The 17,784-nt window shown below is 40.0% G+C and carries 14 protein-coding genes; 12 read left to right on the top strand and 2 right to left on the bottom strand.

Annotated elements, in window-relative coordinates; all coding sequences use genetic code 11:
- Positions 1-253: 253 nt before the first annotated feature.
- The 7 genes from ABJD64_RS17030 to trxA all read left to right on the top strand — a co-directional run bounded on the left by ABJD64_RS17030 (position 254) and on the right by trxA (position 5,714).
- Entirely contained in the window at positions 254-622 is a 369-nt protein-coding gene (locus ABJD64_RS17030; protein ID WP_348181788.1) for a hypothetical protein, read from the top strand.
- On the top strand, positions 622-1,320 hold the full coding sequence (locus ABJD64_RS17025) for a glycosyltransferase family 2 protein (RefSeq protein ID WP_348181787.1): 699 nt from the start codon (positions 622-624) through the stop codon (positions 1,318-1,320). Before ABJD64_RS17030 ends, ABJD64_RS17025 begins: the two co-directional genes overlap by 1 nt.
- Positions 1,321-2,775 carry a cellulose synthase family protein gene (locus ABJD64_RS17020; RefSeq protein ID WP_348181786.1) on the top strand — a complete coding sequence of 485 codons (1,455 nt, stop codon included), beginning with the start codon at positions 1,321-1,323 and terminating at the stop codon, positions 2,773-2,775.
- Entirely contained in the window at positions 2,768-4,066 is a 1,299-nt protein-coding gene (locus ABJD64_RS17015; protein WP_348181785.1) for a glycosyltransferase family 87 protein, read from the top strand. The genes ABJD64_RS17020 and ABJD64_RS17015 overlap by 8 nt, the downstream gene beginning before the upstream one ends.
- Positions 4,059-4,649 carry a TIGR04282 family arsenosugar biosynthesis glycosyltransferase gene (locus tag ABJD64_RS17010; RefSeq protein ID WP_348181784.1) on the top strand — a complete coding sequence of 197 codons (591 nt, stop codon included), beginning with the start codon at positions 4,059-4,061 and terminating at the stop codon, positions 4,647-4,649. Before ABJD64_RS17015 ends, ABJD64_RS17010 begins: the two co-directional genes overlap by 8 nt.
- Before the next feature lie 40 nt (positions 4,650-4,689).
- Positions 4,690-5,271, top strand: coding sequence for a toxin-antitoxin system YwqK family antitoxin (locus ABJD64_RS17005; RefSeq protein ID WP_348181783.1), 582 nt, complete (start codon positions 4,690-4,692; stop codon positions 5,269-5,271).
- A gap of 119 nt (positions 5,272-5,390) precedes the next feature.
- On the top strand, positions 5,391-5,714 hold the full coding sequence (gene trxA / locus ABJD64_RS17000; protein ID WP_348181782.1) for a thioredoxin: 324 nt from the start codon (positions 5,391-5,393) through the stop codon (positions 5,712-5,714).
- Between the two features lie 74 nt (positions 5,715-5,788).
- Here the strand turns inward: trxA and ABJD64_RS16995 are convergent, their stop codons facing one another.
- Complete coding sequence (locus ABJD64_RS16995) at positions 5,789-6,328, bottom strand: DUF2911 domain-containing protein (RefSeq protein WP_348181781.1); 540 nt, start codon at positions 6,326-6,328, stop codon at positions 5,789-5,791.
- Positions 6,329-6,433: 105 nt separating this feature from the next.
- Positions 6,434-9,268, bottom strand: a complete 2,835-nt coding sequence (locus ABJD64_RS16990; RefSeq protein ID WP_348181780.1) for a PD-(D/E)XK nuclease family protein — start codon at positions 9,266-9,268, stop codon at positions 6,434-6,436.
- A gap of 659 nt (positions 9,269-9,927) precedes the next feature.
- Here ABJD64_RS16990 and ABJD64_RS16985 point away from each other — a divergent pair.
- Genes ABJD64_RS16985 through ABJD64_RS16965 form a run of 5 tightly spaced genes read left to right on the top strand, consistent with a single transcriptional unit; the run spans position 9,928 to position 17,782 of the window.
- On the top strand, positions 9,928-10,527 hold the full coding sequence (locus ABJD64_RS16985; RefSeq protein ID WP_348181779.1) for a hypothetical protein: 600 nt from the start codon (positions 9,928-9,930) through the stop codon (positions 10,525-10,527).
- A 41-nt stretch (positions 10,528-10,568) separates the two neighbouring features.
- The gene (locus ABJD64_RS16980; protein ID WP_348181778.1) at positions 10,569-13,895 is read left to right on the top strand and encodes a SusC/RagA family TonB-linked outer membrane protein; all 3,327 of its coding nucleotides are present in this window, start codon (positions 10,569-10,571) and stop codon (positions 13,893-13,895) included.
- Positions 13,896-13,944: 49 nt separating this feature from the next.
- Entirely contained in the window at positions 13,945-15,444 is a 1,500-nt protein-coding gene (locus ABJD64_RS16975) for a RagB/SusD family nutrient uptake outer membrane protein (RefSeq protein WP_348181777.1), read from the top strand.
- Position 15,445: 1 nt separating this feature from the next.
- Positions 15,446-16,345, top strand: a complete 900-nt coding sequence (locus ABJD64_RS16970) for a putative zinc-binding metallopeptidase (protein ID WP_348181776.1) — start codon at positions 15,446-15,448, stop codon at positions 16,343-16,345.
- Between the two features lie 3 nt (positions 16,346-16,348).
- Entirely contained in the window at positions 16,349-17,782 is a 1,434-nt protein-coding gene (locus ABJD64_RS16965) for a DUF4302 domain-containing protein (protein ID WP_348181775.1), read from the top strand.
- Positions 17,783-17,784 lie beyond the last annotated feature (2 nt).

Raw genomic sequence — 17,784 nt, 5'->3', positions numbered from 1 at the left:
AAATATTTAACAACCGCAAAATGATGAGCTCTAATACAGGCTCTTCAAAAATTAATGAACCCAGATTCAATTTTTCGATTTGAAAAAAATGGAAATTGAGATGCATTTGTTCGTTCTTTGCACGAGCAGAGATAATTATTACACAAACGATCAAGACTAAAAAGGAGAGTATTAAATCTTTTGACGGCCTGGATGGATTTATTCTGTCATTAGATGTGTTACCAAAAAATTAACATAAGAGCATTACAATTTTATGAATAACGATCCGGAACTAAGCGGCAAATACCTGGGTACAATTACTCAGGATTTTATCAAGGTATCAGACAATCTGAAAGAGGCTTCTTATCAGATCAGAAGTCGTGGTTTTTCTGACTACCCCATTTTCGCAATAGCGAAAACAGAAGTAGGCGTAGGTCAGATTTTGATCAAACAAAAAGAACTGGATGCTGAGTGGAATTATTCAGCGTCTTTTTTGGATGAGTTTGTACAGAGAGACCTGGTCAAAGAAAAGAACATCGATATCTTCAAAGAGGCCTACAAGAATCCTGATGAGTTTTGTTGCTTGTTCGTAGTTGACGAAGAGTTCACTAATTTCATATTCATTCCTTATCCAGAGGATTGATGGCTAAATCTCAGATCGTAGATGTTATCATTCCCGTTCTCAATGAGCAAAATGCCGTCGGCTTGGTCATTGATGAAATACCAAAAGAGCGAGTACGAAATATCATCGTAGTAGACAATGGTTCTACGGATGACTCTATTGAGGTAGCAAAAAAACGTGGGGCTATAGTCCTCGAAGAATCGGCCAGGGGCTATGGTTATGCCTGCCTGATGGGAATGGCATATATCGCAGACCAAACTGACCCCAAACCTGATGCGGTTGTTTTTCTGGATGGAGATCACTCGGACTACCCTGAGCATATGCACGCCTTACTTGAACCCATCAGAACCGGAAATGCAGATTTGGTAATTGGCTCACGTGCACTTGGTCGGAAAGAATCCGGCGCCATGACTCCGCAACAGATTTTTGGCAACTGGCTCGCCACTTTTTTGCTCAGAAAATTATATAAAGTGCGCTATACCGACCTTGGTCCTTTTAGAGCAATCAACTACCAGAGTTTGCTTCAAATGCAGATGCAGGACAAAACCTATGGCTGGACGGTGGAGATGCAACTCAAAGCAGCCAAGCAAAAAATGAAAATAGCTGAAGTGCCAGTGAACTATCGCAACCGAATTGGTGTATCTAAGATATCAGGAACGGTCAAAGGAACAATCCTTGCCGGATACAAAATCATTCAAACTATATTTAGATATTTGTAAATGGAGTGGATCGTAGTAGTTGTATACTGTACAGCCTTGTTTGCCATCTTTTTATTCAGCTTGAGTCAGCTGCATCTCACTTGGATATATACCAGACCCAAATCAACGGATACTTCCAATTTTGATTCGGACTATGAACCTATTGTAACGGTTCAGCTGCCGGTTTTTAATGAGAAATATGTTGCCGAACGTCTCATTGACAGCATTACTAAACTGGATTATCCCAAACACAAGTTGGAAATTCAGGTGCTCGATGATTCTACTGACGAAACGGTGGAAATTATTGCCAGAAAAGTGGCACAGTATCAAGCCGAAGGGTTTGATATACTTCAAATCAGACGTACAGATAGAAAAGGTTTTAAGGCAGGAGCCTTGGCCCACGGTACTGAGATTTGCAGAGGGGAGTTTATGGCCATATTTGACTCCGATTTTCTTCCAGGTAGCGATTTTATAAAAAGAACTGTTGGCTATTTCGGCAACGAAAAAATTGGTATGGTTCAAACCCGCTGGGGGCATGTCAACAAGGATTATTCTATGCTAACCGAGATGCAGGCATTTGGTCTGGACGCTCATTTCACCGTAGAGCAGGGTGGACGTAATCGTTCGGGAAGCTTTATGAATTTTAATGGCACCGCTGGAATTTGGCGCAAATCCTGTGTGTTGGATGCCGGTGGTTGGTCTGCAGATACACTGACAGAAGATCTTGATCTTAGTTACCGGGCACAGCTTAAAGGGTGGAAGTTTCAGTTTGACGAAACCGTGGAGTCTCCTGCCGAGCTTCCCGTGATTATGTCGGCCATTAAGTCCCAACAGTATCGATGGAATAAGGGCGCCGCTGAGACGGCAAAGAAAAATCTATTTAATGTTTTTCGTTCTGACATGTCCTTCATGATCAAACTTCACGCTGCCATGCACTTACTCAATAGCAGTGTTTTTGTGCTATTACTGACCGCATCAGTATTGAGCATACCCATGCTTTATATCAAAGATGCCAATGCTGGATTGGAATGGTTGTTCAACCTGGGCAGTTTCTTCCTATTAGGATTCTTTTCCATTGCCACCTTTTATTATGTAGGCCTGAAGCAGATCGAGAAAGTGCGAACCCGAGTCATTTTTCTAAAGAAATTCCCGCTTTTTTTATCATTTTCTATGGGCTTGGCCCTGCATAACGCAATGGCTGTCATGGAAGGCTTTCTGGGTTTCAAGACACCGTTCATCCGAACCCCTAAGTTTAACATTACCACGAAAAACGAGAGCTGGGTGAGCAATCAATATATCAAGACCAAATTGACCTGGGGTACGCTGTTAGAGGGAGTGCTTTGTCTGTATTTTGTAATGGGCATTGTATCCGCTTGGTGGTTGCATGATTTCGGATTGATTATCTTTCATATCATGTTGGCGACAGGTTTCGGTATTATATTTTTTCATTCTTTAAAAAATGTCAAACATGCCTAAATGGGGTTTCGGCGTTAAAACCGTAATACTCTTCTTAGGATTGTTATTACCCATTTTGACTATACATTATGGGACTGAAAGAAGCAGTAACTGGCTGATAGTTTCTTATCTCGTTGCATTCATTTCTTATCTGGTATTTTACAAAAAAGTAGACCTTAACTTTAATCAACTACTGCTTCTTGCGATTGTCATGCGCGTGCTCCTTTTTTTTGGATCACCAAGATTGTCAGATGACTACTATCGTTTTATCTGGGATGGTCAGATTTGGGTAGAGGGTATCAACCCTTATTCATCTACTCCTGCTGATTTGATGAATGAACTACCTGCGGGTTATGACGAACTATACCAGCGTTTGAATTCACCGGAATATCATTCGACCTATCCGCCTCTTAGTCAATACATTTTTTCAATCCCTGCCTGGTTCGGAATTAAAGATGTATTTCTTTCCATGACTTTGATTAGAATCGTCTTGCTTTTGTTTGAGGTAGCTGCAATTTACTTACTCTTTCAATTGACTTCCGACAGTTCCAAAGTGATGATCTATGCCCTCAATCCGCTTGTGATTTTAGAACTCATAGGTAACCTTCACTTTGAAGGGCTTGTGGTTTTTTTCGTATTGTTAGCTGGTTGGCTTTATCAAAAGGAGCAGTGGAGAAAGGCAGCTGTTGCTCTTTCGTTGGGCATCCTGGCCAAATTAACGCCACTCATGTTTCTGCCAGTCTTACTCAAAAAAACGGGATTTCAGCGGGCTGCTATAGGTTATATAATCATTGGTAGTATTTTGGTGGGGCTTTCTTTTCCTATTCTCGACTTCGAAATATTAAAAGGTATGTTCAGTGGATTGGATTTGTTCTTTAGGAAATTTGAGTTCAATGCCGGCCTATTTTTTCTGATCCGAGAAACTGGTTTTTGGGTGATGGGATATGATATTGTCCAAACAGCCGGTCCGAGGATGTCTTACGCAGCTTTTGCAATAATTATGGTTTACAGTTTTGTTGTGGTCAATAGAAATACAGATTGGTTCAAGGCGTTGACCCTCGTTCTTTTTGTACAACTAATATTGGCGACAACTGTACATCCCTGGTATGTGATTCCGCTGATTGCCTTTAGTTGTATGACCGGATATGCCTTTCCAATAGTTTGGTCTTTCTTGGCTGTCCTTTCTTATATTGGTTATTCATCAGCAGGCTATACACATCCCATGCTTTGGATTGCTTTAGAATATTCGGTCATCATGGGTGTTGGATTTTACGAAATCATAAAACGAAAACCTCTGTTGCCATATGTCTGATCACGCACTTATCATTTTTGTGAAAAACCCGGAATTGGGTAAAGTAAAGACGCGTTTGGCAAAGAACGTGGGTGATGATGAGGCCTTACGGATCTACAAAAAGTTGCTGGACTTTACTCAAAAAGAGTCGTCCAAAGCTAACGCTGACAGCAAGGTCTACTATTCATCGGAAATCACAAAGAAAGACATTTGGGTCAACGCCCAAAAGAAGAAACAGCATTCCGGGGACCTGGGGGCTAAAATGGCCGCAGCCTTTCAGGAAGAACTTGTTGCCTACAGAAAGGTATGTATTATAGGTACAGATTGTGCAGAGCTTACTTCCGAAGTGATTGATCAGGCTTTTAATGCCCTGGATTCAAAGGATTTTGTCCTGGGTCCGGCCAATGATGGAGGATACTATTTGTTAGGGATGAAAGACCATCATCCACAGCTGTTCGAGGATGTCGAATGGAGCACTTCTGCCGTTTTGAACCAAACCATTGAAAAAATAAAATTAATGAACGCAGACTATGTACTGTTGCCAGAGTTAATAGATGTCGACACACTTAAAGATTGGGAACTGGTAATGGAAAATTTTAAATAATCATTTTACATTTGAACATTTGAATCAAAATCTTTAAAAAATGAAAAACAGTCTTTCTATTTTTTTGGTAATGGTTGTGCTAAGCGCTTGTAGTTCTGGGAGCGGAGTTGTCTCTAGTGGAGGCCAGGAGCATCTGGACAAACTGCCTGACTACGCAGAAAAGTCGGAGTTTGATTATATGCCAGGCCTTGTCAAAGCAACCGTATTATTCAGTGACAAAATTGAGCAGGAAGGTGACTATTTAAATGGCTTTAGAAATGGGACATGGACAACCTATCACCCGAATGAATTAGTGAAGTCAATATCTACCTATGTGAGTGGGACTCAGCATGGTACGCATTTGGAGATGGATGATAAAGGCAATCTTACGCTAAAGGCCCATTATGTCAACGGAACTGAGGACGGAGAATTTATCTATTACGGTAATGGTAAAATTGTAGAACGGAAAAATTATTATCAGGGACAACTAGAAGGGAAAAAATCGAAATACTACGACAATGGTAAAATCATGGAAGAGAGTACCTGGCAAAATGGCAAAATGCATGGTGAAGCCAAGTGGTATGATCAGGAAGGGAATGTTACGCTGGAGTACCAATACGAGAATGGAGTTCTGCTCAAGTAATGCCATGGGGAGATAGTTTTTCTTTATGCCTTCATCGTTAAAATCAATCTGTAGGCATCAACATTTTCTACTATATTTGCGTCTTTGGATGCAACAAGAATATTAAAATAATTATAGACATGAACAAAGCAGTAGAAATTACAGACAGCAACTTCGACGAGGTATTATCAACAGATCAGCCGGTATTAGTAGATTTTTGGGCAGAATGGTGTGGACCTTGTAAGATGATTGGACCTGTAGTGGAGGAGCTTGCAGGAGATTACGAAGGCAAAGCAGTAATAGGGAAAGTAGATGTAGATTCTAATCCTGAAGTGTCTGCAAAATTTGGAGTAAGAAGCATTCCAACTTTGCTTGTATTCAAAAACGGCGAAGTAGTAGATAAGCAAGTAGGAGCAGTACCTAAGGGCGTCCTTGCGGGCAAACTAGATGCGCAACTGGCTTAAGCAAGACATATAAGTTTTGAAAAAATTGAATCCCGCACGATAGTGCGGGATTTTTTTATGTCAATCCCAGTAGCTTATTGCTCAGCAATCGAAACACTGACTAGCGTTTTATCCCACATCATGTTCATTTGTGTTCCAATGGAGTCATTGGCAAACTGAATAGTGAATTGCTCTAATTCCCCAGCAGCACTTTGTACCGGTACATTAGCTTTCAGCACATCTAAGCTATAATCGGGTTCAAAATAGCCAAATTCACCTAATTGGCTGTTTAGAGATACTTCCCATGAATCTACGTTTGGTACTGCATACATGCGATAACTACCGGCTGCCACAGGATTTCCTGCGAAATTGATGTCTTTGCTGAATGTAATCTCAGTTGCTTCGTTTGCGCCAAGCCTCCAGTACTTTCCATATGGCACCAACGCCTCATCAGCCTCATCTCCAAATATCAAACGTCCTTTTTTATACGGCTGGCAATAGACCACTTTGACTGACAAGTCTCCAATACTGGTTTCAGCAGTATCCAGGGGACTATGCGATCGTGTCGTTAGTACGCCGTACGCGAAGTATGCGACAATGGCCAGCACTACTCCAATAATAATTTTCTTCATCATAGTTTAGTTTTTTGGTTGTTGAAATGTAGTAAATAAATCGTAAATGAGCTTAGCGGCTTTGCATATTCAAAGACTTGAGGGACCTTCCAAAACGGTGTTCACGTATTAACCTCTTCGACAAATTTGCCGATAAGTACAATATGAGCATTTTTTTTCATCATCAGTCTGACTGAATGGAACCTCCGGGTTGAATATATCCGTAAGTAGGTGCAGCATCACTTCCTTAAATTCTTCTTCGAAATCAGTATAGTTCAATACCTGCCTTTTCTTTCTTTCCACCGTTTGAGTCAGTAATGTATCGAACTGATTATCAAATAAATCCTTACTATTGAACAACCCGGGCTGAATGTTCCGATTCGAATCCTGATGATTTTCCTTATACAATAAGCAGTAATAAAACAGCTGAAAAACAGCCTTGTTTCTCTTGTTAGAATTACCATCTATCAAATCGAACATCGATCCAAAATTGCGGTCGTCTCTTCCTGATTTATAGTCGAGTACACGGATGCTTTCGCCATATTCGTCTATTCGATCGATGATTCCTTTTAATCCAACTTTAGCACTTCCTCCATGCAGTTCAATGGGAAAATCTACAAGGTAATCCGTGGCTTCCAGGCCCAATATACGAAAGGGGGCATTTCTTTTGTCGAAGGACAAAATACGCTGCATATACTCCTTAATCACTTCAAAAGCGATTAATTGCCGACCGGTTTGCTCATTTTCTCCACCAAGTTTTTGATCTGCAAAAGATTGTCTAATAGCCTCATCTAATTGCATATATATGGCCTCGATGTCTTCGGGGGGCCAAAAGTTCTTTCCCTTATACAACTGCTCCATGGCACCATGTAATAAATTACCAAATAGGGAAGGGTCCATGTCTTCGAGTAATTCATCAGGCTCTCGTATTTTTTCGATATGTTGAAAATAGAACTTGAGTTTACAATCGATGTAAGTATTGAGTGCCGACGGAGAGAGTCTTTTGAATGGTTCATCCTTTTTTACCAGAAAATCATTCAGTAGTTCCGTAACGTTTCTATTTTTCTCGATGGTAATAGTCGGTTCCGGTTCTGCTGTAATTGGACTGACCAAATTTAACTCCTTGAACACAAGATTAGATTCGTATTGTAACTGTCGAATGTATCTACTAGGTTCTCCATTGTGATTGAACTCGGAAATGTTGTTATATGAAACCCACAAATTTTCTGCGCTATGCAGCAATCGATAGAATAAATAGGATTGCATGGCATCCTGATGTTCTATAGTTGGGAGATCGAACGCCTTCCTGATATTATAAGGGATAAAAGAAGTGTTGGAACTGTCCTTGGGCCATTGACCTTCGTTCATGCCCAGGATCAGCACATGCTTGAATGACAAGTTTCTTGTCTCTAATATACCCATCACCTGTATCCCTTGTTTTGGATCTCCGGATAACGAAAGCTTTAAAGTTGATCCCAGCTTTATGAAAAGTTTATAGAACGAATTGAAGTTCAGCTGTACGGCATGTTGATTAATGGCAGCCTCTATTCTCTTTAAAGTTCCATGAATCAGTACCAACACAGATTGGTCGATATCTCCAAGTAATTGTGAATCCAGTTGGGCCGCAAAGGATATCAAGTGATTGATGAGTCCACTGGCATCTTTTGCAGTTTCCAGGATAATGGCCAACGTTGGAAACTTTGTTTTTACATCACTTATCGAATGATATACAGTGTTGTTTTCAATGGCATAGGTATTGAATGCGATTACATCTTGTGATGCTATTCCCAGAAGATCCTTATATTCAAGTAAGTCAATAACTTCATTGTGATGAATCTTGGAAAGTTGACTATTCTGATATTTATCGTGTAGCGCTATTATTTTGATCAGAAAAATGTAAATTCTGGATTGAGATGCCGACCACCCCATGGTTACATTGGTTTGTTCAAATTGTTCCGGCAATGCATGCAGGACACCTTGGAGCAAGGATTCGTCTGTTAAAATAATGAGAAGTTGAGCCTGTTCCGCTTGAGTGATTTCCAGATTTTCCAGCTTTTGAGAGGCACCCTTTATTTGTCCCATGCTGAATGGAGCAGATAAAACTTCAATGTTGACGTTGGAAAGATCGGAAGCAGGTCTTAAATCACGCAGGATTGAATCTTTGAATGCTGGATATTGTGCATATTCCCTGAAAAATGTGCCTGACTCTTGATTCTCATCTTCGAAATAGTATGCATTTACGTCCCAAAAGATGTCCGCATTCCCATGTTCCAAATGAACCTTAATGATTTTTTCCTCGGCCTTGGTCAGTGCATTGAATCCTGCAAACCAAAGTGTTTTGGTATTTTCAAGGGGTGCGATCTGGTCGACATATTCACGAAACATACGCCCTTTATAGATGAGTCCGCTTTCTGATAGCAACTGATTGAACCTTTCATATAGCTTAGTCAAAATGGACCAGGTCGCAATAAATTCGTTCTGCTTTTTATTAGGAGTTGGAAGGAAACCCTTCCAAAAACTTTGAATAGTTTGTTGATCTCTCTCTGACAGATGCTGAAAGGCTTCGTCCAGTTCCTTTTGAGATTTTACCACTCGAAAAATGTGCGCTACGTCCACCAGGTAATTGTCGATATCGTTGTAGTCCTTCAATATCATCTCACCCCAGGGGAAAAAAGCATCAAAATTTTCCGGTTTTTTTACAATCTGCTTATAAGCTTTGTATAGAAGAAAAATCATCTGTAAGTCATCAGCGAAGTTCTTAGACTGTTGACCTTCAACAAATTCTTCAAAACTCATGATAGAAGGAGACCAGATGGGTTGATCATACAATTGTGCCAAATAATCGAGAAAATAAACTCCAGCTCTTTTGTTTGGAAAAATTACCGTCAGTTGTTCACATTGATGGCCAAATTGATTTTGACACCTTTGTGCCAGAGATTGGAGGAAGTGGGGCTCTTTTTTCAACTGTTTGGTTTTAATTAATGCAAGCGTAAATTAAGAGGAAATATAGTGATTTTACATGGTCATCCGTATCGCTGGTTTTGAAGCAAGCAAAGGCATTTTTGAGGCTAGAAGTCGAATCTATTATATGTGATAGATTTCACATAATTGTGACAAGCCACAAGTCAACAAAGGTGCACTATTGAATAATATCCCTTTATATAAATGTCATCGCGTAGTTTTCTGGAGAATCTTGTCAGCAGATGGTTCAAGAGGCTCTTTGAAAAGTGATGCGGTATTCATATGAAGAAAACTCCCAAGTTTTAGGTCGATTCTTTACGTCAACAATTGTGTAATTGTTCGAACCCAAACCAATTCTGACTTTTTTTTGTTTACTTAGTATGTGTTCTGAATTGCGTATTAAGACTCTTTCTATAGATTATTCGTTATTTGGATAGATGAATGCATGCTTGCGTAATTATTAGATTGTTTATTAGGACCTGGCAAAATTTTATTTTTAAAACAAGGGTCTTTGCCTTTTAAGTTGATATATTTAAAAGCTTCAAAAACTTCAACCAAAACAAAATCAAATGAAGCGTTTATTCATTGTATTAAGGGAGTTTTGATGTATTACAATTAATGAATAAAATGTTCCATTTGGGACCGTACAAAAAAAACGACATATGAAAAATTTTTTACACGCCACATTATTTGCCCTCTCATTAATTTTTGTTGCTTCTTGTAGTAGTGATGATCCGGAACCTACACACGAGATGGGAACCTGGACATTGGAAAACTTTGTAGTAACCGACCTTCCGTCTACCTATTCAAATGCAGAAGGTATTGTACGAACAATTGGTTATTATGGGTTTGAGAGTTATAGTATTGTTCTTAATCAGGATAAAACATTTCTTACCAGTATTAAGAGACCCAATTCGCCAACTGGAACGATAGAAGGCACTTGGGAGCTGACAGAAGATAAACTGATTTTTACTACAAATGCGGGCACGGAAGATGAAACTTCTACCGAATTTGGATTAATAAGAAATCAGTCTAATCAATTGTGGTATAGTGAAGGTATTGACCCTAATGGTGGAGTTGATTTTTTTATGTCTGATGCTACCAGAGAACAATTAATTACGGATCATGGAGATGTTGATGGTGCAAATGCTCACCTGAACGCCTTAGCAAACTCTACAGACCAAGCTGATATTGATCTCTTAAATAGCTATTTTGACACGCCAACATTCAATTTGGTTTATACTTTTATAAAGTCAGAGTAAACGAAGAGTTTCATTTATTCCTTTAATTAACTGTTGCATTGATGGCTACAAGGAGATATTTTGTCCACATTTTTAGTTTGATTTTTCTGTTCTTCTTGAATGGTCAGATGCTTGCCCAAACACTTGATATTTCTGGGCAGGTCGTGGATGCTAAGGGTGAGGCAATGATAGGAGTTTCCGTGGTCATTGAGAATACGACTACTGGCTCTATTACAGATCTGGATGGGAACTTCCGATTGAAAGCCAATGAAGGTGATGTGCTCATTGTTAGAATGCTGGGCATGCAGGAGCAGCGCTTGAAAGTGACTCAAAAAAATCAGCCATTTAAGGTTAAACTTCTTGAAGAATCGGTGGCACTACAGGAAGTGGTGGTCAATGGATTTCAGGAAGTAGATCGCAAACTATTTACAGGAGCTTCGGAAAACCTTAGAATGGCTGACATTAATGCCGAGGGTATTGTTGACGTTAGTCGAGTGCTTGAAGGCCGTGTGGCAGGTGTAAATGTTGACAACGTATCAGGAACTTTCGGCTCTTCTCCTAAAATAAGAATACGTGGTAATGCTTCCATAAACGGAAACAACCAACCTCTGTTTGTGGTAGATGGAGTTATCCTTGAAGATTTGGCAAATGTAAATACGGATGACTTTATTTCAGGAAATGCGAATACTCTGATTAGCTCATCTATTGCTAACATCAATCCGGACGATATCGAATCATTTCAGATTCTGAAGGATGCTTCAGCCACTGCCATTTATGGTGCTCGGGCTGCCAATGGAGTAATCGTAGTAACTACCAAAAGAGGAAAGAGTGGAGCTTTACGAATAAATTATTCAGGTAATTATTCAGTTAAGTTACGACCTACATACAGCCAATTTAGCCTGCTCAACTCGGCGGAAGAAATGTCTGTTTACCGTGAGATGCATCGCAAGGGATTGATTGATATTACTACCTCTGTACGTGCTCAAAACTTTGGAGCTATTGGGAAAATGTATACCAAAATTGCAAATCATGAAATTCCTTGGGGAGCAGGTGGAGGGCTGAATGAATCATATCTCAATCAATATGAAAATGCAAACACGGATTGGTTCGATGTTTTGTTTAGAGATTATGGATTGCAGCAACAGCACTCGTTGAGTTTCACATCTGGAACGGATAAATCGAATAGTTACTATTCTATCAGTTATTTGAATGATCAGGGACAGACGATTGCTGATAAAGTACAGCGCCTGACAGCGAGTTCAAGGAATACTTACTTCTTATCGGAAAAATTCACTTTTGGGTTGAAGTTATCGGCCAGCTATAGAGATCAAACAGTACCAGGTACCAGAAACAGGGAATTCGACCCTATTACAGGGAAATATAGCCGTAGTTTTGATATCAATCCATTGAGTTATGCACTGAATACGAGTCGATCTATCAGACCCTTTGATTCTAACGGTGATCCCGAGTATTTCAGAAGAAATTACGCAGACTTCAATATACTGGACGAGTTGAATTACAACTTCATCGATATTACGGTCTCAGACATTTCTGCACAAACTGATTTTGAATTGAACCCAGTCAAGAATCTTTCATTCAAGGGAGTTATGCAGTTGAGGTATGCTTCTACTCAACGGGATCATACGGTTCATGAAAAATCGAATCAAGCAGAAGCTTATAGAGCTAATGGAACACAATTTATACAAGATGCCAATAATCTTTTGTACAGAGACCCAGACAATCCGGGTTTGAACCCGGTAGTTGTTCTACCAATTGGTGGATTCAACTATTTGGATAGAAGCGATTTACTTAATTTCTTTAGTAGAGTTAGCGCAGAATGGTCGAAGTCCTTCAATGAAATTCATCAGGTAAACGTATTGGCAGGACAGGAAATTCGATTTACTAATCGAAGCGAACAGAATACCACAGGACTAGGCGTACTTTACGAAAGTGGGGGAATTGCCGTGACCGACCCTAATATCATTGAATTTTTCAATTCTCAGAACATCGACATCTTCGCACAAAATCAGCTGAGAGATCGTTTTGTTGGCGTGTTTTTGAATGGTGGCTATTCATATAAGGGTAAGTACATTGCCAATTTCACAGTGAGATATGATGGCTCAAATCAACTTGGAGAAAGCCAAAGTGCGAGATACTTACCTACTTGGAATGTGAGTGGTGCCTGGAATGTAGATAGCGAGAACTTTATGAAGAGCATAAGTCTAATCGATCAGTTGAAGCTTAGAGCAACCTACGGTATTTCTGGAAATCTTCCTCCAAATGCAAGTGCATTGCTCAATCTCCAGGCGGATGTAACCGTACGCCCGACAGATCAGGAGCCTTTATTGTTTGTTCAGGATTTGACTAACACTGAATTGACCTGGGAGAAACTTAAGGAGTTAAATATAGGGGCTGATGTTAGCTTGCTTGAAAATAGAGTAAATGTATCTGTTGATTGGTATAGCAGGAAATCTTTTGATTTGATTGGTGATGTGCTCACCAGTGGTGTAGGAGGACAAAGCGTAAAGACCGGAAACTTCGCTGATATGGAATCACAAGGCTTCGAATTTACTCTGAATACGATAAATCTTACAAGAGGTGATTTTTCATGGACGACAAATTTCAATGTGGGCTATACCAAGGATAAAATCACAAGGCTGGATTTTGGCCCCCGACTGGTAGACGCCCTTGGGCAAAATGGTGCAGCTGTGGTAGGAGGACCCAGGAGAGGGTTGTACTCCTCCAAATTCGCTGGGCTGAACGGCAATGGTCTTCCAACATTCTACAATGAAAATGATGAAGTAGTGTTTCAATATGATTTGCAAAGAAGGGAGAATTTATCTGAGACATTGAAATTCGAAGGATCGACCGAACCACGCGGTGGTGGTGGCTTAACGAATACAGTGACTTGGAAAGGCTTGTCCTTTAGTTTCTTGCTGTCATATAAATTTGATTACAAAATAAGGCTAAATGATGTTGTACAGGCACGATATACTGATTTCGATGCCTTACCGGCAGAATTAGCGAACCGATGGGTAGTTCCAGGTGATGAAAATATCACTAATGTACCAGCCATACTGGATAGAAACTTAGTGGACGCGGGGGGCACGGATTTGGATAGCTACTCATTGTATAATCTTAGTGATATCAGAGTGGCTAATGGAGACTATATCAGATTGAAAAATGTGAGATTGTCTTATCAATTGCCTGCACCATTCGTGCAAAGAATTGGCTTGAGCAATGTAAACCTGAGTGTAGAAGGACAAAATCTTTGGTTAATCTATTCAGATGATGCTTTAAATGGTCAGGACCCTGAGTTTTTTAGCTCAGGAGGTGTTTCACTGCCACAGCCTAGATTGGTAACATTTTCTTTAAATATTGGCATTTAATCCTATGAAGAAATTGATACAAATATTGAGGACTTTCAAGCTGAGCTTAATGAATTTGACAACGCTCTCATCTCAATTCAGAAGGGTAAGCCTGGTGCTTATGTTGGCCTTTACATCATGTGACTCGTTTCTCGAGGAAGTGCCAGATGACAGAGTGTCATTAGACGATTTGGATAAAGCAGCACAGTTGTTGACGAATGCCTATTCGGATGCAAGCTTTGCCTTTACAGATTGGATGACAGATGACTTCACTTATACCGTTGGAACTACTTTGAGACCGTCACATCAGCAAATGTACACATGGGGTGATCCAACCTCAGACCCCACCGAGCAAGATACTCCTGGTTTTTTCTGGTATCAGACTTATACCGCGATTTCTCATGCCAATGAAGTCTTACAGATTCTCGATGATCTTGAAATTGACGACTCAGAAAAAGCAAGACGAGATGCAATTAAATCTGAAGCATTGCTGACAAGGGCATATGGACACTTTATGCTGGTTAATTTATTTAGCGAAGAGTTCAATTTTGTGAATAGGGGTTCTGGATTGGGTGTGCCGTATATCGAAACCCCTGAAACAGAATTTTTAGTAGAATATGAACGACCAACGGTTAAGAAAGTGTATGACGAGATAGAAGATGACATGAGGCTTGGATTGGATTTGTTGGATGATACCTATTTTACAAATAGTGGTAAGTATCATTTTAATAGAAACGCAGCGTTGGCTTTTGCTGCGAGATTCTATCTTTACAAGGCAGACTTCATCCGAAGTTTGGAATACAGCGATCAACTATTAGGAAGTAACCCCGAGGCATTTGTACGTGATCTGACTTCCACAGAGTTTAAAGCAGCAGAGTCATCGATTACGGGTTTTCCTCAGCTATATGCTTCACCGGACTTATCCAGCAATTTGATGTTGATGAGGAAAATTTCACTGGTACAGCGTACTGATTTCGCTTATGGTATTGATAGAAATGATTATGGGAGTTTGTTTGCGACGCACCCATTTGATGAAGCCACAGATGAAAGGGAAAACCCGGCATTTGTCAAAGGTCAGAATGCACTGTTTCCGGTAAGGTATGAAAGTTTATTTGAGAGAAATAGTATCAATTCAAACGTGGGTACTCCTTATCACATTGCACCGGTTTTTAGGGGAGAAGAAGTTTTGCTAAATAGGGCAGAAGCGAATTTATATGGCAATAATCTGGATGAAGCATTGGCGGACCTTCAGGTACTTACAGATAGGAGGTACTCTGGTGCCGATGTTACTCTTTCTCTTGCAGGTTTAAGAACATTTTTTGGGCGAGATAGTGATCCCGACTTTTCGAATCAGGATATTTTGCTCAATTACCTTCTATTGGAACGTCGTAAAGAATTTTTGGGACAAGGGATGCGTTGGTTTGATATTAAGAGATATAGCATATCATTTGATCATCTGGGTCCGAGTGGTTCGGTAATAGGTACGTTGCAAAGCGATGATAAGAGAAAAGTATTGCAGATTCCTACTTCAGCTATAGAAGTGGGAGGGTTAGAACCTAACGCGAGATAATATGAGCAGAAAGATTAATCATGGTAAAGTAAGGAGGTATTTAACAGGTATCAGTTCACTCCTATTTTTAGGTTTGCTATTTCTGACCGTTTCCTGCTTTGAAGAAGATAAGCTGGATACTCCGGTAAACGCTGTAGATGAGCCTGTTTCTGATCTTGACAAGTACATTGATGAAAATTTTGTTCAGAAATATGGAATAGCTATCCGTTATAAGTTTGTAGATAATTTTGTTGATCCAGGCCAGCGAGTAGCTCCTCCAAAACTTGAATTGGTGAGACCGATGCTTGATTTTGTTGATGAATTTTGGGTTGGCGTGTTTGCTGACGCTCCGGGAGGGGAAGAATTTTTCAGAAGTTATGTTCCAGCTGAATTGGTGTTTTTGGGCGGCCCGATATTTAACGGCGATGGTACACAGACGCTTGGTACTGCAGATGCCGGGGCTCGAATTACATTTACGGATGTAAATTCTTTTGATTTGACTGATGAAGAGTGGTTAACCAGGCAATTAAATATTGTTTATCATGAATTTTCTCATACAGTTCACCAGCAGTTCAAATTACCTACAGCTTTTGAGGAAATTACTTCATCAGGATATAGCAGTGCGGGATCCTGGTTTAATGTGACCGAAGAGCAGGCTTTGCAAAGGGGATATGTTACTCCATATGCAACAAGTAGCCCTAATGAAGATTTTGCAGAAACAGTAGCCTTCTACATGTTTGATAAAGATTTCTTTGATACCTATATCACATTGGAAGAAAACTGCACCACAGCAGCTTGTGAAGATCGAAATGAAGGAAGAAAATTTGTTTTGGAGAAATTGAATTCAATCAAGGACCACTACCTAAAAGTAACTGGTGTTGATTTGGATGATTTGAGAGCTGCTGTTCAATCTAGATTATAAATCATGAAAGGGATTAAAGTCATACATATAGCTGCTTTTTTGTTTGTTACTTCTTGTAGTAATGATTTAGAGAAATTGACACCACCTGCTGAGAGAACTGCAGCGGCCATTAACGATCTTGAAAATGACCTTATTGCTCCGGCAAATGGTTGGACATTGAACTATCAACCCACTGAAGAGTCGGGTGTATATTATATGCTTCTCAATTTCAACGATGATGGAAGTGTGCGCATCCAATCTGATGTACCAGGAGACAATGATTACTTTTTTGATCAAACTGTTGCATACAGAATTGATTCTCGCCTGAATCTGGAACTCATATTTGAGACTTATGGCGTGTTTCACTATTTGTTCGAACAGAATTCTTCCACTTTCGGTGCTGAGTTCGAGTTTTATTATCTTGATTGGGAAAACGAAAACCTTCGTTTCTTAAGTAAGTCTGACAACTTAAGTGATCAAACTATTATTTCATTAGTTCCGGCAGGAGCAAGTGCGGCAAATGTTTTCTCCAGGGAGCTGTCCGAAAATTTATTAGCCTATGATACCATCAGCTCACTGTTTGCGGGATCCACTCAGCAGATTGCATTGACAGATCAAAACATTTCCATTTTTTGGAGTATAGACGTTGCTCAGCGTAATTTGACAATCCGTGGAGTAGCAGAAGGACTCACTACGATGGAAGTGATTACTAATGACAATATGCAGGAGCTGGATCACACTACTGGTTATGGCTTCTTCAATGGTAAATTGGTGTTAAGCGAACCAATAAGCTTTAGTCATGCAGGGTCAAATTATACCTTTTCAGAAATCACATTAAGTAATTTTACAGAAACGGGCGAAGTGTTCTGTACTGGAGGAACTACCAACTCTCCCATATATACTGGATCTTCGGCAGGTTTAGGTAATGCGACTTTGTATAAGACCTTATTCGACGTGAAGGGGACTGAATTCGTGCCCCAATCGGAGTCTCCGTATAGCGTTAATGTTTTCTTTGTAGCAGATGCAAATGGCCTCTCTATGTCAGAGTCCGAAAATGGTTCTATCAACAAGTACTTTCCTGAGGCAACAGGATTTGGGTTTAACTATGGATACGTAGATACAGACGCAGATCCACAACCACAAAATGCTGTTGGTCTTTATTACGAAGATGATGCGGGAAATCAAAAAATCGCATTAAGAAAGTTTGATGTGGTTGCAACAACGGGTAATAAACTTGAGATTCAATTTACTACTAGCGCCGATCCTGTTGATGATTATTATCCTTCAACTTTGACGGCTGAAGAACGAACTAATCTAGGGTCTATTACGGATGAAATTTTTGGAGTAGGAGGAGGGGAAATATTTGCCTTGTACTACCCCATTCCTACACAACCGGACCTTGTAGTTTATGCATTGTACAATGCTTGCAACAACTATGAGTTTTTATTGGTTAAGTAATT

This window comes from Reichenbachiella sp. (genome assembly GCF_039944555.1).
GTDB lineage: Bacteria > Bacteroidota > Bacteroidia > Cytophagales > Cyclobacteriaceae > Reichenbachiella.
Note: the sequence above shows the minus strand (reverse complement) of the source record. Positions and strands in the feature narration are given on the sequence as shown.

Bases quoted from the DNA above. Each gene is read 5' to 3' on its own strand.
- ABJD64_RS17015 (WP_348181785.1), top strand. From the start codon at position 2,768: ATGCCTAAATGGGGTTTCGGCGTTAAAACCGTAATACTCTTCTTAGGA.
- ABJD64_RS17020 (WP_348181786.1), top strand. From the start codon at position 1,321: ATGGAGTGGATCGTAGTAGTTGTATACTGTACAGCCTTGTTTGCCATC.
- ABJD64_RS17030 (WP_348181788.1), top strand. From the start codon at position 254: ATGAATAACGATCCGGAACTAAGCGGCAAATACCTGGGTACAATTACT.
- ABJD64_RS16980 (WP_348181778.1), top strand. From the start codon at position 10,569: ATGGCTACAAGGAGATATTTTGTCCACATTTTTAGTTTGATTTTTCTG.
- ABJD64_RS16995 (WP_348181781.1), bottom strand. From the start codon at position 6,328: ATGATGAAGAAAATTATTATTGGAGTAGTGCTGGCCATTGTCGCATAC.
- ABJD64_RS17025 (WP_348181787.1), top strand. From the start codon at position 622: ATGGCTAAATCTCAGATCGTAGATGTTATCATTCCCGTTCTCAATGAG.
- ABJD64_RS17010 (WP_348181784.1), top strand. From the start codon at position 4,059: ATGTCTGATCACGCACTTATCATTTTTGTGAAAAACCCGGAATTGGGT.
- ABJD64_RS17005 (WP_348181783.1), top strand. From the start codon at position 4,690: ATGAAAAACAGTCTTTCTATTTTTTTGGTAATGGTTGTGCTAAGCGCT.
- ABJD64_RS16965 (WP_348181775.1), top strand. From the start codon at position 16,349: ATGAAAGGGATTAAAGTCATACATATAGCTGCTTTTTTGTTTGTTACT.
- ABJD64_RS16985 (WP_348181779.1), top strand. From the start codon at position 9,928: ATGAAAAATTTTTTACACGCCACATTATTTGCCCTCTCATTAATTTTT.
- ABJD64_RS16975 (WP_348181777.1), top strand. From the start codon at position 13,945: ATGAATTTGACAACGCTCTCATCTCAATTCAGAAGGGTAAGCCTGGTG.
- trxA (WP_348181782.1), top strand. From the start codon at position 5,391: ATGAACAAAGCAGTAGAAATTACAGACAGCAACTTCGACGAGGTATTA.
- ABJD64_RS16970 (WP_348181776.1), top strand. From the start codon at position 15,446: ATGAGCAGAAAGATTAATCATGGTAAAGTAAGGAGGTATTTAACAGGT.